Source organism: Streptomyces sp. NPDC001157 (genome assembly GCF_053598255.1).
The window spans coordinates 88,596-111,176 of sequence record NZ_JBSFJW010000031.1; the positions used below are offsets into that span (position 1 = coordinate 88,596).

The 22,581-nt window shown below is 70.2% G+C and carries 18 protein-coding genes; 12 read left to right on the forward strand and 6 right to left on the reverse strand.

Features of this window, described 5'->3' with window-relative positions:
• From ACWDAG_RS36990 to ACWDAG_RS37040, 11 genes are read left to right on the forward strand one after another with little or no spacing between them, the layout of a single operon-like run.
• Nucleotides 1-1,245 carry a glycosyltransferase gene (locus ACWDAG_RS36990; RefSeq protein WP_450699934.1) on the forward strand — a complete coding sequence of 415 codons (1,245 nt, stop codon included), beginning with the start codon at nucleotides 1-3 and terminating at the stop codon, nucleotides 1,243-1,245.
• Nucleotides 1,242-2,501 (forward strand): class I SAM-dependent methyltransferase, encoded by a 1,260-nt coding sequence (locus ACWDAG_RS36995; protein ID WP_450699935.1) that lies wholly within the window; start codon nucleotides 1,242-1,244, stop codon nucleotides 2,499-2,501. Before ACWDAG_RS36990 ends, ACWDAG_RS36995 begins: the two co-directional genes overlap by 4 nt.
• Entirely contained in the window at nucleotides 2,498-3,292 is a 795-nt protein-coding gene (locus ACWDAG_RS37000) for a glucose-1-phosphate cytidylyltransferase (protein ID WP_450699936.1), read from the forward strand. The genes ACWDAG_RS36995 and ACWDAG_RS37000 overlap by 4 nt, the downstream gene beginning before the upstream one ends.
• Nucleotides 3,289-3,939, forward strand: coding sequence for a PIG-L deacetylase family protein (locus tag ACWDAG_RS37005; RefSeq protein WP_450699937.1), 651 nt, complete (start codon nucleotides 3,289-3,291; stop codon nucleotides 3,937-3,939). The genes ACWDAG_RS37000 and ACWDAG_RS37005 overlap by 4 nt, the downstream gene beginning before the upstream one ends.
• Before the next feature lie 3 nt (nucleotides 3,940-3,942).
• Entirely contained in the window at nucleotides 3,943-4,968 is a 1,026-nt protein-coding gene (locus ACWDAG_RS37010) for an NAD-dependent epimerase/dehydratase family protein (protein ID WP_450699938.1), read from the forward strand.
• The gene (locus tag ACWDAG_RS37015; RefSeq protein ID WP_450699939.1) at nucleotides 4,956-6,239 is read left to right on the forward strand and encodes a DUF4910 domain-containing protein; all 1,284 of its coding nucleotides are present in this window, start codon (nucleotides 4,956-4,958) and stop codon (nucleotides 6,237-6,239) included. Before ACWDAG_RS37010 ends, ACWDAG_RS37015 begins: the two co-directional genes overlap by 13 nt.
• 5 nt (nucleotides 6,240-6,244) lie before the next feature.
• The gene (locus ACWDAG_RS37020) at nucleotides 6,245-7,534 is read left to right on the forward strand and encodes a hypothetical protein (protein WP_450699940.1); all 1,290 of its coding nucleotides are present in this window, start codon (nucleotides 6,245-6,247) and stop codon (nucleotides 7,532-7,534) included.
• A complete protein-coding gene (locus tag ACWDAG_RS37025; protein ID WP_450699941.1) occupies nucleotides 7,531-8,478 on the forward strand; it encodes a glycosyltransferase family 2 protein in 948 nt (315 codons plus the stop codon). Before ACWDAG_RS37020 ends, ACWDAG_RS37025 begins: the two co-directional genes overlap by 4 nt.
• A complete protein-coding gene (locus ACWDAG_RS37030; RefSeq protein ID WP_450699942.1) occupies nucleotides 8,475-9,695 on the forward strand; it encodes a polysaccharide pyruvyl transferase family protein in 1,221 nt (406 codons plus the stop codon). The genes ACWDAG_RS37025 and ACWDAG_RS37030 overlap by 4 nt, the downstream gene beginning before the upstream one ends.
• Nucleotides 9,692-10,252, forward strand: a complete 561-nt coding sequence (gene rfbC / locus ACWDAG_RS37035; protein WP_450699943.1) for a dTDP-4-dehydrorhamnose 3,5-epimerase — start codon at nucleotides 9,692-9,694, stop codon at nucleotides 10,250-10,252. The genes ACWDAG_RS37030 and rfbC overlap by 4 nt, the downstream gene beginning before the upstream one ends.
• Nucleotides 10,249-11,592, forward strand: a complete 1,344-nt coding sequence (locus tag ACWDAG_RS37040; protein ID WP_450699944.1) for a glutamate-1-semialdehyde 2,1-aminomutase — start codon at nucleotides 10,249-10,251, stop codon at nucleotides 11,590-11,592. Before rfbC ends, ACWDAG_RS37040 begins: the two co-directional genes overlap by 4 nt.
• Nucleotides 11,593-11,594: 2 nt before the next feature.
• On the opposite strand, the gene ACWDAG_RS37045 is transcribed toward ACWDAG_RS37040, so the two are convergent.
• The 3 genes from ACWDAG_RS37045 to ACWDAG_RS37055 form a co-directional block, all read right to left on the reverse strand.
• Nucleotides 11,595-12,281 carry a phosphatase PAP2 family protein gene (locus ACWDAG_RS37045; RefSeq protein ID WP_450699945.1) on the reverse strand — a complete coding sequence of 229 codons (687 nt, stop codon included), beginning with the start codon at nucleotides 12,279-12,281 and terminating at the stop codon, nucleotides 11,595-11,597.
• Nucleotides 12,282-12,415: 134 nt separating this feature from the next.
• A complete protein-coding gene (locus ACWDAG_RS37050; RefSeq protein WP_450699946.1) occupies nucleotides 12,416-14,596 on the reverse strand; it encodes an RICIN domain-containing protein in 2,181 nt (726 codons plus the stop codon).
• A 30-nt stretch (nucleotides 14,597-14,626) separates the two neighbouring features.
• On the reverse strand, nucleotides 14,627-16,000 hold the full coding sequence (locus tag ACWDAG_RS37055; protein ID WP_450699947.1) for a lectin: 1,374 nt from the start codon (nucleotides 15,998-16,000) through the stop codon (nucleotides 14,627-14,629).
• A 309-nt stretch (nucleotides 16,001-16,309) separates the two neighbouring features.
• On the opposite strand from ACWDAG_RS37055, the gene ACWDAG_RS37060 reads away from it, so the two are divergent.
• Nucleotides 16,310-16,627 (forward strand): hypothetical protein, encoded by a 318-nt coding sequence (locus ACWDAG_RS37060; protein ID WP_450699948.1) that lies wholly within the window; start codon nucleotides 16,310-16,312, stop codon nucleotides 16,625-16,627.
• Between the two features lie 90 nt (nucleotides 16,628-16,717).
• Here ACWDAG_RS37060 and ACWDAG_RS37065 read toward each other — a convergent pair whose 3' ends face one another.
• The 3 genes from ACWDAG_RS37065 to ACWDAG_RS37075 all read right to left on the reverse strand — a co-directional run bounded on the left by ACWDAG_RS37065 (nucleotide 16,718) and on the right by ACWDAG_RS37075 (nucleotide 22,476).
• A complete protein-coding gene (locus ACWDAG_RS37065; protein WP_450699949.1) occupies nucleotides 16,718-17,917 on the reverse strand; it encodes an SGNH/GDSL hydrolase family protein in 1,200 nt (399 codons plus the stop codon).
• 139 nt (nucleotides 17,918-18,056) lie between these two features.
• Complete coding sequence (locus ACWDAG_RS37070; protein WP_450699950.1) at nucleotides 18,057-20,474, reverse strand: glycosyl hydrolase family 95 catalytic domain-containing protein; 2,418 nt, start codon at nucleotides 20,472-20,474, stop codon at nucleotides 18,057-18,059.
• 136 nt (nucleotides 20,475-20,610) lie between these two features.
• Nucleotides 20,611-22,476: an alpha-galactosidase D gene (locus ACWDAG_RS37075; protein ID WP_450699951.1), complete on the reverse strand. Its 1,866-nt coding sequence runs from the start codon at nucleotides 22,474-22,476 to the stop codon at nucleotides 20,611-20,613.
• Nucleotides 22,477-22,581: the final 105 nt, after the last annotated feature.

A 22,581-nucleotide genomic window follows, 5' to 3' on the forward strand; every position in this document is an offset into this window, starting at 1 on the left:
ATGCACATCCTCGTGGTGCACAACCGCTACAACTCGGCGCAGCCGAGCGGGGAGAACAAGGTCGTCGACCAGGAGGTGGAGCTGCTGCGCGCGGCCGGCCACCGGGTCGAGCTGTTCGAGCGGCGCAGCGACGACATCGCCGCACGCTCCCTGCTGGGCAAGGTCGCGGTGCCGCTGCTCGTGCCGTGGAACCCGGCGGTCCGCACGGAGCTCGCCGCCAAGCTGCGCAGCGAGCGGCCGGACGTGGTGCACGTCCACAACGTCTTCCCGCTGCTGTCGCCCGCGGTCCTCGCCGCCTGCGCCGACGCCGGTGTGCCCGCCGTGGCCACACTGCACAACTACACCCAGGTCTGCCCGCCCGGCACGCTGCAGCGCGACGGCCGGCCGTGCACCGAGTGCGTCGGATCCGCCGTACCGCTGCCCGCCGTCCGGCACGGCTGCTACCGGGGCTCCCGCCTTGCCACGGTGCCGCTCGCGGTCAGCCTGTCGGCCAACCGGCGGCGCTGGTGGTCCGGCGTGGAGCGGTTCCTCTGCATCTCCGCGGCGCAGCGCGACACCCTGGTGCGGGCCGGCATGCCCGCCGAACGGCTGGCCGTGAAGCACAACTTCGTACCCGACCCGGGCGACCGGCGAGCAGGCGAGGGCGAGCATCTGCTCTATCTCGGCCGGCTCGCGGAGGCCAAGGGCGTACGGCTGCTCATGGCCGCGTGGGACGAGCTCGCGGCGAGCGGCGGAGTGGGCGTGCCGCTGGTGATCGCCGGCACCGGGCCACTGGAGGCGGAGGTGACCGCCTGGGCGGCGGGCCGGGACGACGTGCGCTACGTCGGCCTGTTGGACACGGCGGAGTGCCAAAAGGCCATCGCGCGATCGGTCGCCGTGGTGGCGCCCTCGACCTGGCTGGAGGCGTTCGGCCTGGTGGTCGTGGAGGCGATGGCGGCGGGGGTCCCGGTCGTCGCCGCCGGGCACGGCGCCTTCGTCGAACTCGTCGAGGACGGCGTGACCGGGCTGCTGCACCAGCCGGGGGAGTCCGCCTCGCTCGCGTCCTGCATCCGCCGGATCACGGCCGAGCCGGACGGCAACCGGGAGATGGGCCGAGCGGCCCGGCTCCGTTACGAACAGGGTTTCAGCCCGGCGGTCGGCCTCGACCGCCTGGTTGATGAGTACCGCACCGCGATCGCGGGGCGGTCAGCACAGACTCGCGGCGGGGACACCCGCGCGAGCAGGGGGGATGGGAACAGCAGATGACACGATGCCGACTGTGCGGCTCGGAGGCGATGGCGAGCGTCGTCGACCTCGGGGCGACGCCACCATGCGAGAGCTTTCTCGCCGCTGACCAACTCGACCAGCCCGAGCCGGCGTACCCGCTGCACCTGCGGGTCTGCACCGACTGCTGGCTGGCGCAGATCCCGCCGCTGATCACGCCGGAGGAGACCTTCAAGGAGTACGCGTACTTCTCCTCGTACTCGACGTCCTGGGTGGAGCACGCGCGGACGTTCGTCGCCGACGCAGTGCAGCGGGTGGGACTCGACACCGAAGGCTCCGACGCCTTCGTGGTCGAGGTCGCCAGCAACGACGGATACCTGCTCAAGCACGTGGTGGACCGCGGGATCCGCTGCCTGGGCATCGAGCCGTCGGTGAACGTCGGCGCGGCGGCACGGGACAAGGGCGTGCCCACGCTCACGGAGTTCCTGAGCCCTCAGACCGGCGCGGCCGTCCGCGAAGAGCACGGCCCGGCAAACCTCGTCGTGGCCAACAACGTGTACGCACACATCCCCGACGTGGTCGGGTTCACCCAGGGGCTGCGCTCCCTGGTCGCCGACGACGGCTGGGTCTCCATCGAGGTGCAGCACCTGCTGACCCTGATCGAGGAGAACCAGTACGACACGATCTACCACGAGCACTTCCAGTACTACACGGTCGCCTCCGCGATCCAGGCCCTGGCCAGCGGCGGACTCACTCTCGTGGACGTCGAGTTGCTGCCCACCCACGGCGGCTCCATCCGGCTGTGGGCCCGGCCCGCCGAGGTGGCTGGCGAGCCGACCCAGCAGGTGGCCGACGTGCTGGCCCGGGAGAAGGCGGCCGGGCTGCAGGAGCTGTCCGGGTACACCGAGTTCTCCGCCCGGGTGGCCAAGGTGCGCCGGGACCTGCTGAAGTTCCTCATCGAGGCCGCCGAGCGCGGCGAGACGGTCGTCGGCTACGGCGCCCCGGGCAAGGGCAACACCCTGCTCAACCACTGCGGCATCCGGCCCGACCTGCTCGCGTACACGGTCGACCGCAACCCGTACAAGCACGGCCGGTTCACCCCGGGCACCCGCATCCCCATCCTGCCGCCCGAGCACATCGCCGCCGACAAGCCGGACTACGTGCTCGTCCTCCCGTGGAACCTGCGGGCCGAGCTGACCGAGCAGCTGTCCTTCGTGCACGAGTGGGGCGGCCGACTGGTCTTCCCCATCCCGGAACTGAGCATTGTCGAGGCCGCGTCGGAAGAGGTCACAGCATGAAGGTCGTTCTGTTCTGCGGCGGTTACGGGATGCGGATGCGCAACGGCACCTCCGACGACGTGCCCAAGCCCATGGCGATGGTCGGCCCGCGCCCGCTGATCTGGCACGTCATGCGCTACTACGCGCACTTCGGGCACAAGGAGTTCATCCTGTGCCTCGGCTACGGCGCCCACCACATCAAGGACTTCTTCCTCAACTACGAGGAGACGACGTCCAATGACTTCGTGCTGCGCAAGGGGCAGACCGAGCTGCTGTCCACCGACATAGCCGACTGGACGATCACGTTCGCCCAGACCGGCATCGAGTCGCCGATCGGGGAGCGGCTGCGCCGCGTACGGCACCACCTGGACGGCGACGAGATGTTCCTTGCCAACTACGCCGACGTGCTCACCGACGCCCCGCTGCCGGAGATGATCGAGAACTTCTCCCGGCGCGACGCCGGTGCGTCGATGATGGTGGTGCCGCCGCAGTCCTCGTTCCACTGCGTGGACCTGGGCGAGGACGGCCTGGTGGGGGGCATCACCGCGGTGAGCGACATGCCGCTGTGGGAGAACGGCGGCTACTTCGTGCTCCGCCAGGAGGTCTTCGACCACATCCCGGAGAACGGGGACCTGGTCGCCGACGGATGTGCCCAACTGGCCAAGCGCGGGCGGCTGGTGGCGCATCAGCACCGCGGCTTCTGGAAGCCGACCGACACCGTGAAGGAGCGGGCCGCGCTCGACGAGGCCTACGCGCGGGGCGACCGGCCGTGGGCCGTGTGGGAGCAGGACAGCGCGGCGGTGAGCGCGTGATCCGGCTCGGGGCCGGGCAGCGCCCGGACCGGATCGTCGCGGTGGGCGCGCACTGCGACGACATCGCCATCGGCGCAGGAGGCACCCTGCTGACGCTGTGTCATGCCCGGCCGGGCCTGCGCGTCGACGCGCTGGTGCTCTCCGGCGGCGGCACCGAGCGCGAGCAGGAGGAGCGGGCCGCGCTCGCCGCCTTCTGCCCGGGCGCCGACCTGCGGCTGACCGTGCACAAGCTGCCGGACGGCCGGCAGCCCGTGCACTGGGACGAGGCCAAGGCCGCGGTCGAGGAACTGCGCGCGCAGACCGACCCGGACCTGATCCTGGCCCCGCGCACCGACGACGCCCACCAGGACCACCGCGGCCTCGCGCAGCTGATACCCACCGCGTTCCGCGACCACCTGGTCCTCGGCTACGAGATCGTCAAGTGGGACGGCGACCTCGGCCGCATGGCCGCGTACCAGCCGCTGTCGCCGGACATCGCCGAAGAAAAGGTGCGGCTGCTGCAGGAGCACTACGCCTCGCAGCGGCACCGGCCCTGGTACGACCGCGAAGCCTTCCTCGGCCTTGCCCGGATCCGCGGCATCGAATGCCACGAGCGATACGCCGAGGCGTTCGCCGTCACCAAACTCACGCTCAACCTGGGGGGTTGAACCATGCGCGTACTCCTTACCGGACACCAGGGCTACCTGGGCACCGTGATGGCCCCGGTCCTCACCGCCGCCGGACACGAGGTCGTCGGCCTCGACTCCGGCCTGTTCGCCGACTCCGTCCTCGGCGAGACACCCGCCGACCCGCAGGGGCACCGGGTGGACCTGCGCGACGTCACGGCCGAACACGTGGCCGGGGTGGACGCGGTGATCCACCTGGCCGCGCTGTCCAACGACCCGCTGGGCTCGCTGGCGCCGGAACTCACCTACGACATCAACCACCACGCCTCCGTACGGCTGGCCCAGTTGGCCCGCGACGCCGGAGTGCGGCGCTTCCTGTACGCGTCCACCTGCTCGGTCTACGGCGCCGCAGGCGGCGACGACCTGGTGGGCGAGGACGCCCCACTGCGCCCCGTGACGCCGTACGCGGAGTCCAAGGTGCGGGTGGAGGACGACCTGCACGAGCTGGCCGACGACGACTTCACCCCGGTGTACATGCGCAATGCCACCGCCTTCGGCTACTCGCCCCGGCTGCGCGCCGACATCGTGCTGAACAACCTGGTCGGCCACGCCCTCCTGTCCGGCGAGGTCCTGGTGCTCTCCGACGGCACCCCCTGGCGGCCGCTGGTGCACGCCGCCGACATCGCCCGTGCCTTCACGGCCGCGCTGACCGCGCCGCGCGAGGCGGTCCACGACCGGCCGTTCAACATCGGCAGCGAGACCAACAACGTCACGGTCGCCGAGATCGCCGAGCAGGTCGCCGAGGCGGTGCCCGGCGCCAAGGTGAGGATCACCGGGGAGAACGGGGCCGACCCGCGCTCCTACCGGGTGGACTTCTCCCGGTTCCGTGCCGCGATCCCCGGCTTCGACATCGAGTGGTCGGTCAAGCGGGGAGCGCTTGAACTGGCCGACGCCTACCGGAAGTTCGGGCTGACCAAGGAGGACTTCGACCAGCGCTTCACCCGGCTCGCCGTGCTGCGCGCGGCGTCCGAGGCCGGCACCGTCGACGACACCCTGCGGTGGCGCCGATGACCCCTCCCGGCGAAGAGATGCACGCCCTGGTGGAGCGGATGTACCCGCTGTGCCGGAGCATCACCGGCGACGGTGTCCGCGCCACCTTGGACATCGTCGGCGAGTACCTGCCGCTGCAGGTGCACGAGGTGCCCACCGGGACGCAGGTGCTCGACTGGACGGTGCCGCAGGAGTGGAACATCCGCGACGCGTACATCGCCGACAGCACCGGCCACCGGGTCGTCGACTTCGCCGCGTCCAGCCTGCATGTGCTCGGCTACAGCGTGCCGGTGTCCGCGACCATGCCGCTGTCCGAGCTGCGCGAACACCTGCACACCCTGCCCGACCGCCCGAGCTGGGTGCCGTACCGCACCAGCTACTACAAGCCGGAGTGGGGGTTCTGCCTGGCCCAGGAGACGCTGGACGCGATGCCGGACGGCGAGTACGAGGTCCGCATCGACTCCACGCTCGCGGACGGTCACCTCACTTACGCCGAGCACGTGGTCCACGGGCAGGTCTCCGACGAGGTGATCGTCTCCTGCCACGTCTGCCACCCTTCGCTGGCCAACGACAACATGGCCGGCGTGGCGGTGGCGACGTTCCTGGCCCGGGCGCTGGCCGAGGAAACCCCGTACTACACCTACCGGTTCATCTTCGCGCCCGGCACCATCGGGGCGATCACCTGGCTGGCCCGCAACGCGGAGCGGGTGGAGCGGGTCAAGCACGGCGTCGTGCTGGCCTGCGCCGGGGACCGGGGGCAGTTGACGTACAAGCAGAGCAGGCGCGGTGACGCGGAGATCGACCGGGTGATGCGGCATGTGCTGACCGCCTCCGAACGGCCGCACCGCGTCACCGAGTTCACGCCGTACGGCTACGACGAGCGGCAGTACTGCTCGCCCGGGTTCAACCTGGGCGTGGGCTCGCTCACCCGGACCCCGTACGCCGGTTACCCCGAGTATCACACCTCGGCGGACAACCTGGACTTCGTCTCCCCGGAGGCGATGGCGGACACCCTCGCCGTCTGCCGCGAGGCGTTCGCCGTCCTCGACCGCAACCGGAGGTACCTCAACCTCAGCCCCTACGGCGAACCGCAACTGGGCCGGCGCGGGCTGTACGACGCGCTCGGCGGCCGCAGCGACACCAAACAGGCCCAGATGGCCATGCTCTGGGTGCTCAACCTCTCCGACGGCGAGCACAGTCTGCTGGACGTCGCCGAGCGGTCCGGGCTGCCGTTCGACACCGTCGCCACCGCGGCCGACGCCCTGCACGGCGCCGGACTGATCAAGGCGTGACGCCGATGCCCATCGAGGGGGAGAAGACGACCAGACCGGCCGGGTCCGCCAAGCGGGCCCTGGTCGGCCGGCTGTCCTGGGGGCTGGCCGACCAGGCGGCCTCCAGCATGTCCAACTTCGCGGTGGGCATCTACGTGGCCCGCTCGCTGGGGGTGACCGCGTTCGGTGTGTTCAGCCTGGCCTGGGTGACCTACGGCGTGGTGCTCAACGTCTCCCGCGGCCTGTCCACCGACCCGCTCGTGGTGCGCTTCAGCGGTGTGTCGGACGCGTCCTGGCGCGGGGCGGTGGCCCGCTCCACGGGTACCGCACTCGGCGTCGGCACCGCCATGGGTGCGGTGTGCCTGGCGGCCGGGCTCGGTCTCGGCGGCCGGTTGGGGCCCGCGTTCGCAGCCCTCGGCGTCATGATGCCGGGCCTGCTGCTCCAGGACGCCTGGCGGTTCGGGTTCTTCGCCGCCGGCAACGGGCGCAAGGCCTTCGTCAACGACGTCGTGTGGGGTGTTGCGCTCGTCCCGGCCATGTTCGTCGCCGCCCATGTGGGCAGCGTGGCCGCTTTCGTGCTCGCCTGGGGCGCGTCCGCCGCGGTGGCCGCCGTGTACGGCTACTTCCAGTCCGGCATCCTGCCCCGGATGACGGAGGCCCGCGGGTGGCTTCGCGAGCAGCGCGATCTCGGCTACCGCTACCTGGTCGAGAACGTCAGCCTCAGCGGCGCGAGCCAGCTGCGGGCATATGGGCTCGGCGCGATCGTCGGGGTGGGCGCGGTGGGCGCGGTGCGCGGCGCCGAACTCCTGATGGGCCCCTTCCTCGCCGTGCTGATGGGCCTGTCGCTGGTCACCGTCCCGGAGGCGGCACGCGTGCTGCGGCAGGCCCCGCACCGCCTCGGCGCGTTCTGCCTCCGGCTGGGCGGCGGACAGGCCGTCGCCGCGCTCCTGTGGGGCGGGGCCCTGCTGCTGATGCCCGACCGGCTCGGCGACCTGGTGCTGGGCGACGTCTGGCACTCGGCCTCGCAGCTCATCGTGGCGATCACCTTCAGTGTCGCGGGCGCGGGCCTCGGCACCGGCGCTGCGGCCGGACTGCGCGCGCTCGGCGCGGCCCGACGCAGCCTGCGCTGCCAGCTGTTCGCCTCCGCCTGCTACGTCGGCGGCGGGCTCGGCGGCGCTGCTGTGGCCGGCACGGTCGGCTCGGCCTGGGGCGTCGCCGCCGCGACCCTCAGCGGCTCGGCCGTGTGGTGGCTGCAACTGCGGTCGGCCCTGCGCGAGCGCGACCACAACTCCGTTCCCGAAGTGAGGACCTCATGACCGCCCAACCCAGGCTGAGCATCGGCCTGCCCGTGTACAACGGCGAGGAGTATCTCGCCGAGTCGCTCGACGCCCTGCTCGGGCAGACCTACGAGGACTTCGAGCTGGTCATCTCCGACAACGCCTCGACCGACGGGACCGAGGACATCTGCCGCAAGTACGCGGCGCAGGACTCCCGCATCCGCTACCTCCGGCTGCCCCGGAACATCGGCGCCACCCCGAACCACAACCGGGTGTTCACCGAATGCCGCGGCGAACTGTTCAAGTGGGCCTCGCACGACGACCTCTACGCCCGCGACCTGCTGCGGCGCTGCATCGAGGCGCTGGACGAGCGGCCCGACGTGATCCTCGCCCACGCCGACCAGGCGGTCATCGACGGCGACGGCCAGGTCAAGGTCCCCTACGAGTACACGCTCGCCACCGACTCCCCGCACGCGCCGGAGCGCTTCCGCAGCCTGCTGTTCGAGCCCGGCGGCGACGACTTCTACGGGGTGATGCGGGCCGACATGCTGCGCCGGGTCAAGCCCCTCGACAGCTACCACCACGCGGACCGCACCTTCGTCGCCGAGATCACCCTGCACGGACGCTTCCACCAGGTGCCGGAGCTGCTGTACTTCCGCCGCGACCACCCCAACCGCGCCGAGCGGGCGAACCCCTCCAAGCGCGCCCGGTGCGTCAACCTGGACCCGCGCCGGGCCGGCCCGCTGCACCCGACGCCCCGGCTGCTCGCCGAGTACATCTGGGGCTTCGCCGCGGCGATCCGGCGGGCGCCGCTGTCCCCGGCCGACCGGCGGGCCTGCTACCGCCACATGGCCGCGTGGATGACCAGCCGGGTCCGGCCGGGTGCAGGCGAGCGGGTCGAGGACCGCGCCCCCGTCGACCCGGCCGCGCTCACTGTGTCCGTCGACGCCCTCGTCGCGGGCCGCGAGGGGCGGCGGGCATGAGGACGGCACCACGTGTGGGGGTGTTCGGCCTCCTCGGCTCCGGCAACCTCGGCAACGACGGCTCGCTGGAGGCCGTACTCGGATATCTGCGCACCGAGCACCCGGACGCGGCCGTGGACGCCCTGTGCGGCGGGCCCGAGGCCGTGACGACCCGGTTCGGGATCCCCGCCACGAGGCTGCACTGGAACCGCGCGGAGTACCGGACCGCGTCACGGGCGGGCGCGATCGCCTCGAAGGGCCTGGGCAAACTCGTCGACGTCTTCCGCACCGCCGCCTGGGTGCGCAGGCACGACGTGGTGATCGTGCCGGGCATGGGCGTTCTGGAGGCCACGCTGCCGCTGCGGCCCTGGGGCTTCCCGTACTCGCTGTTCCTGCTCTGCGCGAGCGGCCGGCTGCTCGGCACCAGGGTCGCGCTGGTCAGCGTCGGCGCCGCCGAGATCCGCAACCGGCCCACCCGGGCTCTGGTGCGCTGGTCGGCGCGGCTGGCCGCGTACCGGTCGTACCGGGACGCGCAGTCCCGTGACGCGATGCGGGCGATGGGCGTGGACACCGCGCGCGACGAGGTCTACCCCGACCTCGCGTTCTCCCTGCCGACACCGCCGACGAGCGCGCCCTCGGGCTCACCGGGCACGGTCTGCCTCGGTGTCATGGACTTCCACGGCGGAAACGACGACCGTGCCCGGGCCGACGAGATATACCGGCGCTACCTCGACGGGACGATCCGCTTCGTCCGCACGCTGGTCGAGGAGGGCAGACCCATCCGGCTGCTCACCGGCGACCAGTGCGATGTGGCGGTGGTCGGGGCGATTCTCGACGCGGTGGACTCGCCCCTGGTCACCGCCGCCGAACCGGCGTCACTGGCCGACCTGATGAAGGAGATGGCGGCGGCCGACACCGTGGTCGCGGTCCGCTATCACAACCTGATCTGCGCGCTGAAGACCGGAACCCCGGTGCTCGCCCTGAGCTATGCGGCCAAGAGCGACGCGCTCATGGACCGGATGGGCCTCGGCGCGTTCTGCCACCCGGCACGCGAGGTCGACGCCGACCGGCTGCTCGAACAGTTCCGGACGCTGGAGAAGCGATCGGCGGAGCTGCGGCAGACCCTCACCGAGCGGAACCAGGCCGCAGCGGAGCAACTCGCCGACCAGTTCGCCGCGTTGACCGCGGTCCTGTTCCCGACGACCGACCCCACTCACACCCCGCGGAAGGCTCGATGAAAGCGACCGAAGTCCCGGAGATCGCCGACGCGTACCTGTTCGAGCCCACGCCGTACGCCGACGAACGCGGCTTCTTCTGCCGTACCTTCGACGCCGATGTGGTCCGCTCGGTGGGCCTCGACCCGAACGCCTTCGTCCAGGACAGCGTGTCCCGCTCGGTCCGGGGCGTGCTGCGTGGCCTGCACCTGCGCTCCGGCGCCGGCGAGGCCAAGCTGGTGCGCTGCTCGTACGGGAGGATCTTCGACGTCGTCGTGGACCTGCGTCCGGACTCGCCGACCTACCGCAACCGGGCGTTCTTCGAGCTGTCCGGCGAGACGCAGAAAACCGTGTACATCCCGGCGGGGTGTGCACACGGCTTCCAGGCTCTTACCGAAATCGCAGACACCTCTTACCGTATCGATCGTCAGCACGATCCGTCCGAGGACGTGACGATCGCCTTCGACGACCCGGAACTAGCCATCCCCTGGCCGCTGCCGGTCACGTCGATGTCCCAGCGGGACCGCGAGGCGCCGAGCCTCGCCGAGGTCCTGAAGCACAAGGAGGGTGAAGTCGGTTGACCACCGAACACACCGTAGAGACATCGGAGTTCGTCCTGCCCCGGTCGCGGGCGGCGAACGAGCGGCTGCACGCCATGATCCCCGGAGGCGCGCACACCTACGCCAAGGGCGACGACCAGTACCCCGAGAACCTGGCCCCGGTCATCAGCCACGGCCGCGGCGCCCATGTGTGGGACGTCGACGGCAACCGCTACATCGAGTACGGCTCCGGCCTGCGCTCGGTCAGCCTCGGCCACGCCCACCCGCGCGTGACCGAGGCGGTGCGGCGGGAGATCGACCGCGGCAGCAACTTCGTCCGGCCGTCCATGGTGGAGGTCGAGGCCGCGGAACGCTTCCTGGCCACCGTGCCGACCGCCGAGATGGTCAAGTTCGCCAAGAACGGCTCCGACGCCACCACCGCCGCGGTCCGCCTCGCACGTGCCGCCACCGGCCGCACGCGGGTGGCCATCTGCGCCGACCATCCGTTCTTCTCCGTCGACGACTGGTTCATCGGCACCACACCGATGTCCGCAGGCATCCCGCAGGCCACCAACGAGCTCACCGTGGCCTTCCCTTACGGGGACCTGGCCGCCACGGAGGAGTTGCTCACCCGGTACGAGGGCGAGGTCGCCTGTCTGATCCTCGAAGCCGCCACCCAGACCGAGCCGCCGCCCGGATACCTCGCCGGGCTGCGCGAACTGGCCGACCGGCACGGCTGCGTGCTGATCTTCGACGAGATGATCACCGGCTTCCGCTGGTCCGAGGCGGGCGCCCAGGGCCTGTACGGCGTCGTCCCCGACCTCTCCACCTTCGGCAAGGCGCTGGGCAACGGGTTCGCCGTCTCCGCGCTGGCCGGGCGCCGCGAGCTGATGGAGCGGGGCGGGCTGCGGCACTCCGGCGAGCGGGTGTTCCTGCTGTCCACCACACACGGTGCGGAAACGCACTCGCTGGCCGCCGCGATGGCCGTGCAGAGCGTCTACACCGAAGAAGGCGTCACCGCCCGGCTGCACACACTCGGCGAACGGCTCGCCGCCGGGGTCCGCGAGGCCGCGGCAGGCATGGGCGTCGGCGAGCACATCGTCGTCAAGGGCCGGGCCAGCAACCTGGTCTTCGCCACCCTCGACGAGAACGGGCAGCCCTCGCAGGAGTACCGCACCCTGTTCCTGCGCCGGCTCCTGGAGGGCGGGGTGCTGGCCCCGTCGTTCGTGGTGAGCAGCGCGCTCAGCGACGCCGACATCGATCACACCGTCGAGGTGGTGGCCCAGGCATGTGCGGTGTACCGGAAGGCACTGGACGCCGGTGACCCCACCCCCTGGCTGGCCGGACGACCGGTGAAACCGGTGTTCCGCCGCCTGGCGTGACGTCAGCGATGCTCCAGCCGACCGGCGTCGGCCGTGCGAACGGCCCGCCGGTCGGCCGCACGGTCGACCAGCCAGGCGGTCGCCGGTACCACCGCCAGTGCGGTGCACCAGCCGCCCAGGACGTCGGTGGGGTAGTGCGCGCCCAGGGCGACCTGTGCCCACCCCATCGCGGCACCGGCAACCAGTGCCGCGGCGAACACGAGTGACATCCCGGCCGCCCTGCCGAGGCCGAGCCGGCCGGTCGCGGGCAGTGCCGCGGTGAGGGCGAGCGCGGTGAAGAAGGCGGTGTGCCCGCTCGGGTAGGACAGATTGTCGGCGCCGTGGATGGTGCGTCCCACCACGTGCTTGAGCAGCGTCGCCGCCCCCACGGTCACGCCGACACCGGCCACGACGAGCACCGCTGCGCGAGGACGCCGAAGCAGCAGGCAGCCCGCCACGGCGGCCACGATCACCATGGCCGATCCGGCGGGCTCCCCCAGGAAGTCCAGGGTCAGAGCGACATACCGCCACGGCGGCCGCACACTGTCCGCGGTCGGCCGGACGATCCACCGGTCGACCCGGCCGGGCTCGCTGTGACCGGCGTACAGGACGCCGATCGCGGCGACCACCAGCGTGGCGAGGACCGCGGTCAGCCCGAGCCACGGGCGCAACGACGGGGGCAGCACCGCGGGCGCCGGCCGGCCGGTCACACGCTCACCGCGTCCGGTCGGCCCGCGCCGACGTCCAGGCCCGCTCCTGCCAGGCGATCCAACGCGAGCCCCCCGTCGTGTCCGACTCCCCTCCGGCGATCATAACCGCCGCACGGACACCCGTTCCGGGTCTCCTACGGATAGCTGGTCAGGTTCGCCACGTTGGTTCCGGAGTTGGACGGGCCGCCCGTGTTGTTGATGACGTGGCTGATGGTGCCGGTGCCGCCGAGGGAGACCGTCACCATGCTGGTGAAGCGGACGCCCGGGTTGTTAGGCGCCTCGATGGCGTGCGCGGCCACGACAGCGGGGTTGACGTTGAAGTAGCAGTAGCTGCCGAGGCCGTAGGCTTGGTGGCTGGTGACCGAGTCGGCGACCTTGTAGGCCGCGTAGCCCTGGGTGGAGCCGTTCATCCAGGCGGCCTGGTTCGGCGGGTCGTAGGGCATCTCGTTCTGGAAGAAGTACGTGCGGCCACCGTTGCCGTTCCAGACGGTCTGGTACTTCTGGAAGTGCTCGACGAACAGGCCGTACATCGTCACGTCGTCACCGTTGACGATCATCCCGGTGTCCGCGGTGTTGCTGGTCCAGCCGACGCCGCTGCCGTGGTCGGCCCGCCAGATCCACATGTGGTCGCCGATGACGTTGTCGCTGTTGACGATCAGGCCGGTGGTCACCTTGCCGACACCCGCACCGCCGACGCGGAAGTAGACGTCGTGCAGGGAGGTCGGGTCGGACGCGTGCGAGGCGGACGCGCTCGACGGTCCGACCTCCAGCAGGCTCGGTGAGTTGGTGGTGCCCGCGTCGAACAGCAGGCCCGCGATCTTCACGCCGTCGACGTCGGCGACCTTCATGGCGGTGATGCCGTTGTCGGGGACCAGGGTGGCCAGGCCCAGGCCGAGGACGACCGTGTCGGCGCGGTTGATCTGCAGGGTCTGGTCGAGGTGGTAGACGCCCGGGGTGACCAGGAGGTTCTTGCCCGCCGCGAGGGCGGAGTTGATCTGCGAGGCGGTGGCGCCGGGCTTGACGACGTAGAAGGAGTCCAGCGAGAGGGAGGAGCCCGAGGTGCCGCTCGACCAGCTGGTGCCCGAGGAGTTGGACCGCAGGGACGGCACGAACACCTGGTAGGCGCCGTTGCCGTCGACGTACAGGAAGGGCTTCTCGCGGGAGACCGGACTCTGCGCGACCGTGGTGTCCGGCGGGCTGGGGAAACTGGTGGCGGGGACACCCGTGCTGCCGGTGAAGACCATGTTCCAGTTGGAGCCGGTCCAACTGCCCAGCTGGGAGTTACGGGTCAGCCACTGCTGCTGGCTGCCCGAGTTGACCTGGCCGTCGATCCTGCTGTCGGCGATGAGACCGCCGCTGGACCAGCCGCCGTCGTCCAGGGCGAGATTGCCGCGCAGGTGCATCCGGCGGTAGGGGGCCGCCTGCGAGACCGCCCAGCGGTCGGCGCCGCCGGCCGGGTTGACCGACAGGTTCTCCGCGCCGCGCCAGAAGTTCTGGGTGGCGTTGCCCTGGAACCAGTCGGCCTCGGCGTGCACCGCACCGTTGATCGTCACCGCGTCGGGGGAGAGGCCCAGGCCCAGCACCTGCGTGTAGAAGCCGACGTTGACGTCGGCGCTGTAGGCGCCCGGCTTGAACAGCACGGCGTAGCGCTGGGAGCCGAACTGGTTGGTCTCCTGCTGCTGGAAGATCGTGTTCAGCCTGCTCTGGATCGTCGAGGACGACATCGACGGGTCGAAGACGACCACGTTCGGACCCAGGTCGGGGTCGGCGGCCGACTGGGCCACGGGTACGACCTGGAAGCGCTGGGCCGCGGTGCCGTTGCAGGTGTACTGCACGAACTGCACGCTGTCGGCGGTCGAGGCCGTGGGGTCGTCGAGGCACTTGCCGCTGTTGCGGTTGACGAAGTGGTAGGCGCCGCCGCCCTCGTCCACCGGCAGCCACTGCTGGTTGGCGCCGCCGCCGTAGGTCCACAGGTGGACCGGGGCGTTGTCGGCCGTGGAGACGTCGGCGACGTCCGCGACCTGGCCCGTGTCGTTGGCGTTGTTGATCCGGACGTATCCGTCGCTCGTGGCGGTGAAGCTCCACCGCTGCGCGGTGGTGCCGTTGCACGAGTACTGCTGCACGACGGTGCCGTTGGCGGTGGCGGCCGCCTTGGCGTCGAGGCAGCGGCCGCTCGCGGCGTTCATGACGGTCGCGAAGCCGGTGGGCAGGGCGGTCGCCGCGGCGTGCGCGGGGGCGCCGGTGAGCAGGGACGCGGCGGCCGTGGCCACCACTGCGGCCGCGGCGGATCTGCCGCGCCAGGGGAGGGAAGGCATGGGCGGTTCTCCTGGTCTCGTGCGGGGAGGTCAGCCGGTGTATCCGGCGAGGACGCGGGTGTAGTCCCAGTCGGACTGGCTCACGCCGGAGCAGCTGTCGGCGGAGCCGCCGGTGCAGGGCCGGTCGCGGTTGGCGGACCAGAACGTGAGCCGGGCCAGATGGTGCTGCTGGGCGTAGCCGAGGATGGTCCGGAAGTCGGCCACCGTGACGGTCTCGTTGTTGTCGGTGATGCCGTTCATGGACGAGATGCCCATGTCCCGGTAGGCCGTGTCGTCGCTGTAGCCGTACGCGTTCTTCAGCGCGTTCTTGAGCCCTTCCGCGGCCTGGGTGGTGAGGTTGCCCATGTTCTGGCCGGCCCCGCCGAAGTCGAACGGCATGATGGCCCAGGCGTCGACGGTCAGCCCAGAGGACGCGGCCCGGTTGATGAGGCTGGTGTCGGGACCGCTCTGGCCGGTGCCGATGGTGATGTACACCTTCAGGCCGGGGTTGTCGGCCTTCACGGTCTTCAGCGCGTCCACGGTCCGCTGCTGCACGGTTCCGTTGCTGTAGGCGTCGGCTTCCAGGTCGATGTCGATGGCCTTGAGGCCGCCGTAGGCGTTGATGACCTTCTGGTACGCCGCCGCCAGCTCGCTCGCGCCGGCGCAGGAGCTCTCCAGCTTGTTGCCGCTGTAGCCGCCGAAGGAGGGGATCACGTCCCCGCCGTTGCCGCGCACGGTGTTGATCGTCTGCTGGTCGACACCGCCGGTCAGCGCCCGGCTGCCGTCCCACTGCGGGTTGCAGTAGCCGTTGCTGAGGACGAAGGCGAGCGTGTAGTACTTCACGCCGGTCGCGTTGGTGATCGTGGTGGGGCTCGGCGGGTCGCCCCAGCCGTTGTAGAGATACGGTGCCACGGCCATCGGCGCGGACGGGGCGGTGCCGTCACCGAGCGCGGGCGCGGTCCACTTCTGGTTGGCGCCGCCCGTGCAGGTCCAGATCTGGGCGCGGGCGCCGTTGGCCGAGGAGTTGTCGGTGACGTCCAGGCACTTGTTCGCCTGCGGGTTGACGATGTCGTGGGCGGCGCTGACGGTCCACTTCTGGTTGGTGCCGCCGGAACAGGTCCACAGCTGGGCCTTGGCCCCGTCGGCGGTCGAATTGCCGGTCACGTCAAGGCACTTGCCGAGGGCGCGGAGGGTGCCGTCGGAGCCGACGGTCCACTGCTGGGCGGCGGTGCCGTTGCAGTCGTAGAGCTGGACGGCCGTGCCGTCCGCGGAGTTGGCGCCGGCGACGTCCAGGCACTTGCCGGCCAGCCCGGTGATCGTGCCCGTGGCGGCGTGGGCGGGGGACGCGGCGAGCAGGCCGGTGGACAGGGTGAGAGCGGTGACCGCCAGGGCGGCGGATGCGGGGAGCGGCCTGGATCTGGGCATGGCGGGGGAGCCCTTTCGTGGGGGGTGGAGTACTCGGGCCGCGTTCACCTTGTGAACGGGCGAGTACACGCGCGGGGTTGGGGCTGCCGGTGAAACTAAAGGTACGGACCACTTTCGTCAAGGTATGAAGTAAGAGTTGAGGTAAGGGAGTTGCCGCGGTCCGGGCACCGGTTGCAAACGGAAGCCCCTGTGTTGCCTGTGCCGGGGGAGTGACACGGGAATACCCCCATGTCAGAAGGGTGTGACGTTATCTCCTCAAGGCGGTCTGCGAGGCGGATCCGTCCTTCTCGAACACCTACCGTCGGCAAGGTGCTTCGCATCGCGCCGGCCGCCGGTTCGGCGCAGCAAGACGGCGCGGACTACTGGGCGTTCTGCTGGATGGCACCGTCCGGATCGGTGAAGGTCACGTTCGCCGACGGGGACACCTCGTGCCTCAGCGGCCAGGGCTTCGTCGGGTTCGATCCGAACGACCCTGACTGGAACGTCCGGAAGATCGAGACGAACAACAACTGGGGCGCGATCGTCTACCCAGGCACCGTCGATCCGCCCACGCCCCGCTTCGACCGCAACCAGGACGTGCCCGTCAACTCGCGAATCAACGGCATCTATCTGAACACCGCACCCTGACCCTGACTCTGACCCGAGCCGGGTCTCGGGACACAGCGTCCGCCCGCGCCCTGTGTGCGTGCGGACACTGCCGCGTCGAGTGGCGGGGCGTCAGCTGCGCAGGAGCCGCAGGTCGATCGCGTCCGCCATGGCCCTCATTCCCTCGTCGTTGGGGTGGATGTGATCGCCGGAGTCGTACGCCGGGTTGAGGGCGGCCGGGTTCGCGGGGTCGCGCATGGTCCGGTCGAAGTCGATGACGCCGTCGAACGCCCCGCTGGTGCGGATCCACCGGTTGACACTCTGGCGGATCGCCTCGGCGGCGGGCGTGTAGTAGCCGTTGCCCTTGTCGGGCATCAAAGTCGCGCCGATGACGTCGACATGGGCGGCGTGCGCCTGGCCGATCAGAGTGCGGTAGCCGTCGATGAGGTCCTCGGCGGTGAGCGGTTGGCCGCCCGGGCCGGCGTTGTTGCCGATGTCGTTGATGCCTTCGAAGAGGATGACGTCCTTGACGCCCGGTTGACCGAGGGCGTCGTGGCCGAAGCGCTTGAGGGCGCTGACCCCCTGCCACAGGTTCGGGACGTCGGTGAGGACGCGGTTGCCGCCGATGCCGGCGTCGACGACGCTCAGCCGCTGCGGGCCCGGTCCGGCGCCGAGCCGGCGTCCGAGGAAGTCGGGCCACCGGGTGTAGGTGCCGGTCGAGGAGTGGTAGCCGTCCGTGATGGAGTCGCCGAAGGCAACGACGCTGCCCCTCGCGGTCGATGACAGCACGTCAAGGCCCGCCAGGTAGTACCACGAGGTCGTGGTGGTGCCGAAGGCGGCGGCGCTGTCGTCGCCAGTGCGGTTGCCGGAGGCGATGTAGGTGGTGTCGAAGGCGTCGGAGTGCCAGGTCGACGTGCCTGTCGCACCGGGGACGTAGAGGCTGACGAGCAGGTTCTCGCCGGCGCCGACCGGTATCGGGACGACGTCACTGACCGCCTCCGCGCCCGCCGGGATCGTGAGGTGGCGGGAGCCGGCGAAGGTGATGTTGCGGATGGTGCCGCGGGTCGCCTCGCCGCCGCTCGCCTGCACGGCCACGTCCACCTCGCCGACGTCGAGCGGCGCGCTGCTGTACCGGTTGGACAGGGTGATGCGTGCGCCCGAGCCCGCGACGCTGCTGTGCACCACCATCCGGATGGTCTGGTTGTCGAAGGACGGGCCGCCGGTCGTCATACTGGGCGACCAGGCGCTGACCCTGGTGGTCCTGGCCTGCGGCGAAGAGGTGGCCGCGCTTGCCGAGTCGGCGGTGCTCAACGGGACGACCGTGAGCGCCATGCCGGTCAGTGCACCGCACACGGACAGCAGTGATCTGCGACGCGGTCGCCGACCCGGCACCGTTCTTCCCTTTGCAGAGGACATCGTCGTTCTCTCCGCTCTTGTCGTCGTCTCATCGGGGGGTAGGGCCGGACCGGACTCAGCCGAAGTTGCTCAGCGTGACGGACGCCCCGGACTTGAGGCTGATCTTCCGGGAGGTGCTGCCCGCGTAGACGGTCGTTTCGCGGCCGCCGACGCTCTTCAGCGTCAGCTGCGTGACCTTGCCGTTCCGCCACTTGAGGGCGGCGATGAAGCCGCCGCGGACACCGACGCCGGACACCGAGCCGGAGGCCGCCCACGCGGCGGGCAGGGCGGGCAGCAACTCGACGTGACCCGGTCGCGAATAGACCAGCATCTCGATCATCGCGGAGGGTGTGCCGAGGTTCGCGTCGATCTGGAAGATGCCGCGGCTGCCTCCCATGTCCATGATGTCGAAGAGGTTGGACGCGCTGCCGTTGCTGCCGTTCACCGACGGCTTCAGGTTGTTGACGACCAGCTGATAGGCCTTCTCCGCGTTCTTCAGCCTGGCCCAGCACAGGCTGCGCCAGGCGTTGGACCAGCCGTAGTTGTTCATGCCGCGGGCGGCCAGCAGAGCCGTGGCTCCGGCGAGGATGTCCTTGGACGTGGAGCCGTCGGGCCGGATCCGGTCGCCGGGGAAGAGGCCGAACAGCGGCGAGAGATGACGGTGCGTGGTCTCGCCGAGGTTGTCGGGCGACATCCACTCCTCCAGCCAGCCGGTCTTCGGGCTGACCACGGGCAGATACAGACGCTCACGCAGGATGTCGACGGTCGTGCCGTAGGAGAGGTCCCTGCCGAGTACGCGGGTCGCGGTCCGGTAGTTGCCGAAGAGGTTCCACACCGCTTCCTGGGCGTAGGTGATGCCCTTGGCGTCCTGCGGGCCCTGCTCGGGCGACCAGTCGCTGTCGTCGATGAGGACCTCGCGTGAGGTTCCCGAGTCGTCGGTGACGGTCGTGGTGATGAGGCGGGCCTCCCAGAACTCCACGGCGCCCTTGAGGAGGGGATAGATCCTTTCGAGGTAGGCGCGGTCCTGGGTGAACTCGTAGTGCTCGAACAGGTTCTGGCAGAGCCAGGCATTGCCCGCCGGGTGCCACCACCAACCGCTTCCGCCGTAGGGGTTGGTGGAGAAGGCCACGGCCCAACCGCCCACCTTTCCACTGGAGTTGCGGAACCTGTTGGTCGAGCTGTTGAACAACCGCTGCGTGACCTCCGTCCACGAGGGCAGCTGCGCGAGGCAGTAGTCCGCGAAGGCGTCGAAGCAGTCGGACAGGCCCGTGCGGTCGGCCATCCAGTAGTTCATCTGGACGTTGATGTCGGTGTGGTAGTCGCCCATCCAGTCCGGGTCGTTGCCGTCCAGCCACGGGCCCTGCAGGCCCATCGGCAGACTGCCCCGCGACCCGGAGATCATCAGATAGCGGCCGAACTGCAGGTAGGCCGCCTCGAGTTCAGGATCGGGGACGTCGTCCCGGTAGCGCGCCTGCACCCGCTGCCAGGTGTCCAGTCCGCGCTGTGCGGTGGACGACGTGCCGAGGTTGATGTCCTGCTGCTCGAACACCGGGCGGAAGTCGGCGACATGGGTGTACAGCAGCGTGCTCGCGGAGTGGCCGGCGGCGGCCAGCACCTTGGTCCGCGCCAGGTCCTCAGGGTCCACGGACGGGTCGCGGAATCCGGTGGCCGCATCAGGGGCGTAGTTGGTGCCGCCGCTGACCACGACCGTCAGATCCTTGCAGTTGCGGAACGAGATCGACGTACCTTCGACGGCCACCCTGCCGCTGCTGCTGGTGGCCGTGACGGCGGCACCGTACTTCAGTCCGTTGGCGAAGGACGCGCCGAATGAGGCATAGCACCCTGCGCTGTTCGCGGTGGTGGTCTCGCCGTGGGTGCCGGCGAGGGAGACCGTACCGGTGTAACTGCCGCCACCCCGCTGGGAGAAATACAGGACGATGACGTCATCGGGGCGGCTGGCGAAGACCTGCCGCTGGTAGGTGACGCCGGACAGGTCGTACGAGGCGCTGACGAAGCCCTGGGCCAGGTCGAGGGTGCGACGGTAGTCGTTGACCGAGCCCAGGTCGTGCGCGGGGAGGTCGACGGTGAGCTCGGCGAGCTGCGTCAGGGAGCCGAAGTCGTCACGGCCGTAGGGGAATTGGCCGTCGCTCTGCAGGGTGTCGTTGCGGCCGCCGGTCCACAGGGTGGCGTCGGTGATCGTCAGCAGTTCGGCGGCGGGGTCGTTGCTCGCGAGAGCTCCGAGGCGTCCGTTCCCGACCGGCAGACCCTGCTGGATCATCGAGGTGGGGGAGCCGGGAGCCCGCCACCACAACTGGTTCTTCGCGGCGGCGGCCGCGGGGAGCAAGGGGGAGGAAGTGGGCCGGAGGGGGGCCGCCGAGGCGGTGAAGGCGGGCAGACCGGCGAGCGCGGCGACCGCGCCGGCCGTGGTGGCGAAGGACAGAAAGTGTCTGCGGCTCGGGTGGTCGTCGGGTGATGCGGGGTGCTGAGTGTCCACGGTGTGCACTCCAGGTCCGGGGGAACGGCGCATGCGGGAACGGCGGATACGGGCCGTCGGAGGCGAACCGATCAGACGGACCGATCAGACAGGCTGATGAGAGGTGCTGATGAGTGGTGCTGATCAGACGGGCTGATCAGGCGGATTTGGGTACGTCGATCCGGTCGATGTCGGGTGAGTAGTCCCAGCCGCTGTCGAAGGTGATCGTGTTGGAGCCCGCCTTCAGGGCCAACTGGACGCTGACGGTCTCGACCGTGCTCCAGTCGCCGGTGGACGGGAACTTCAGGCTGGTGCCGTGCCCGCTGTTGGAGTAGACGGTCACCGAGCGGGGATCGCCGCTGACATAGGCGACGTTGACGGTGTAGATGCCGTCCTTCTTCACCGTGATGTCGTTGAACTGCAGCTTGCTGTCGAGATAGAGGTTGCCGACCTTCTTGCCGCCGGAGCAGGCATCGCACGAAGCGACGGACGCGTTCCCCGTCAGGCTGTTGTTGCCGGACTCGGCCTCGTAGCGGGTGGTCGCGAGGGGGGTGCCGCCGGGCTTGACGGTGAACAGCCGGGAGCCGTGTGCGGGCAGCGTCGAGGTGATGCTGTTCTTGTACGTGCCGAGGCTCTGGTGGTTCCACAGGTCGCGTACGGAGGCCGTGCCGGTGAAGCCGAAGGACGCCCAGTCCGCGGTGACGGAGGCCGCCGAGCTGCCGAGGTTGAACAGGGCGACGGTGTAACTGCCGTCGGGGTTCTTGGTTCCCCAGACCTGCTGGTCGCCCATCGGGGTGACCGGACGTGCCACGGGCGAGGTGTTCTGGTCGACGGCTGTGACTTCCTGGTTGGTGAGCAGGGAGAGGCCGTAGCTGTCGAGCTGGGTGAGGTCGTCACCGGTGAACAAGGGCGACTTGTTGATGGCCCACAGCGTCATGTAGCTCTGCCGCTCGGCCTTGGTGAGGCCGTCCATCGCGCCGTTGCCGACGTCGATCGCGTCGAGGTCGTTCCAGCCGCCGGGGCCCGCCTTGCGGCTCCACGCGGGGGCGTCGTTCCACCGGTCGTTGACCGAGTTCTCCCAGGTGACCAGGGTGTCGCAGTAGCACTCGACGTCGGTGTCGATGCGCCAGCCGTTGGAGTACTTCTTCCAGTCCGCGGCGTGGGAGATGTCGAGGGACCAGGACAGCTCCAGGTGCATCGGCCGCCCGGTGTCGGCGATGGCCTGGTGCCAGGCGGCGACGTCGGCGACGTTGTTGTAGTTGTCACCGGACTTGGACGAGCCGGGGCCCACCCCGTCCAGTTTGAGGAAGTCGTAGCCCCAGCCCGCGAGCAGCTGCGCCTGCGAGTCGATGTACTTCTGCGCGCAGGGGCTGTCGAAGTTCAGCTTGTAGGCGCTGTCCCAACCGTTGGTGGTGCGCAGATCCGGATAGACGATGTCTGCCGTGGTGCAGCCCGGGGCGTCGTGGATCGGCACCTTTCCGTCGCCGTACGCGCCCTTCTCCAGGCCGACGGGCAGGTAGATGCCCGCCTTGAGGCCCTTGGCGTGGATGTGGTCGGCGACCGACTTCATGCCGTTCGGGAAGCGCACCGGGTCGGGGGTCTGCCGGCCGTACTGGTCGAACTCGGACGTCCAGTTCTTGTCCATCCACCAGCCGGCGTCGATGTTGACGTGGTCGTAGCCGTACTTCTTCAGCGTGGCGGCCAGGGCGTCGGTCTGCTTCAGTACGTTCGCCTCGGTGAGGTAGCTGTAGCTGCCGTCCGGGTTCAGGCCCGGGTACTGGGAGGACTGCATGCTCCAACTGGACCAGCCCATGTACGGCTTGGCCGCCGGGGCGGAGGCGGTGTCCGCCGTGGTCGCAGCCGAAGTGGCCGCGGCGGTCGTGGACTTGGAGGCGTCGGGCGCGGCCTGAGTGGCGGCGGCCGGCACCACTGTGGCGAGTCCGGCGGTGACGGCCAGCACCAGCGCGGCTCTGAGGGGACGGCGCGCGAGGCCGGGGAGGGCTCTGGAGGGGAATGAGGGCATGGGTCGCCTCCTGCTTGTGCGGTGAGTGGAGTTGTGCGGCACACCCGGTGGGGACGGGTATCGGTGAGATCCGGGCTAGGGGAGGTCGGCGACCGCGGCGGGCTG

Coding starts and splice junctions, on each gene's coding strand:
- ACWDAG_RS37025 (WP_450699941.1), top strand. CDS start 7,531: ATGACCGCCCAACCCAGGCTGAGCATCGGCCTGCCCGTGTACAACGGC.
- ACWDAG_RS37055 (WP_450699947.1), bottom strand. CDS start 16,000: ATGCCCAGATCCAGGCCGCTCCCCGCATCCGCCGCCCTGGCGGTCACC.
- ACWDAG_RS37030 (WP_450699942.1), top strand. CDS start 8,475: ATGAGGACGGCACCACGTGTGGGGGTGTTCGGCCTCCTCGGCTCCGGC.
- ACWDAG_RS36995 (WP_450699935.1), top strand. CDS start 1,242: ATGACACGATGCCGACTGTGCGGCTCGGAGGCGATGGCGAGCGTCGTC.
- ACWDAG_RS37065 (WP_450699949.1), bottom strand. CDS start 17,917: ATGGCGCTCACGGTCGTCCCGTTGAGCACCGCCGACTCGGCAAGCGCG.
- rfbC (WP_450699943.1), top strand. CDS start 9,692: ATGAAAGCGACCGAAGTCCCGGAGATCGCCGACGCGTACCTGTTCGAG.
- ACWDAG_RS37075 (WP_450699951.1), bottom strand. CDS start 22,476: ATGCCCTCATTCCCCTCCAGAGCCCTCCCCGGCCTCGCGCGCCGTCCC.
- ACWDAG_RS37010 (WP_450699938.1), top strand. CDS start 3,943: ATGCGCGTACTCCTTACCGGACACCAGGGCTACCTGGGCACCGTGATG.
- ACWDAG_RS37050 (WP_450699946.1), bottom strand. CDS start 14,596: ATGCCTTCCCTCCCCTGGCGCGGCAGATCCGCCGCGGCCGCAGTGGTG.
- ACWDAG_RS37020 (WP_450699940.1), top strand. CDS start 6,245: ATGCCCATCGAGGGGGAGAAGACGACCAGACCGGCCGGGTCCGCCAAG.
- ACWDAG_RS36990 (WP_450699934.1), top strand. CDS start 1: ATGCACATCCTCGTGGTGCACAACCGCTACAACTCGGCGCAGCCGAGC.
- ACWDAG_RS37000 (WP_450699936.1), top strand. CDS start 2,498: ATGAAGGTCGTTCTGTTCTGCGGCGGTTACGGGATGCGGATGCGCAAC.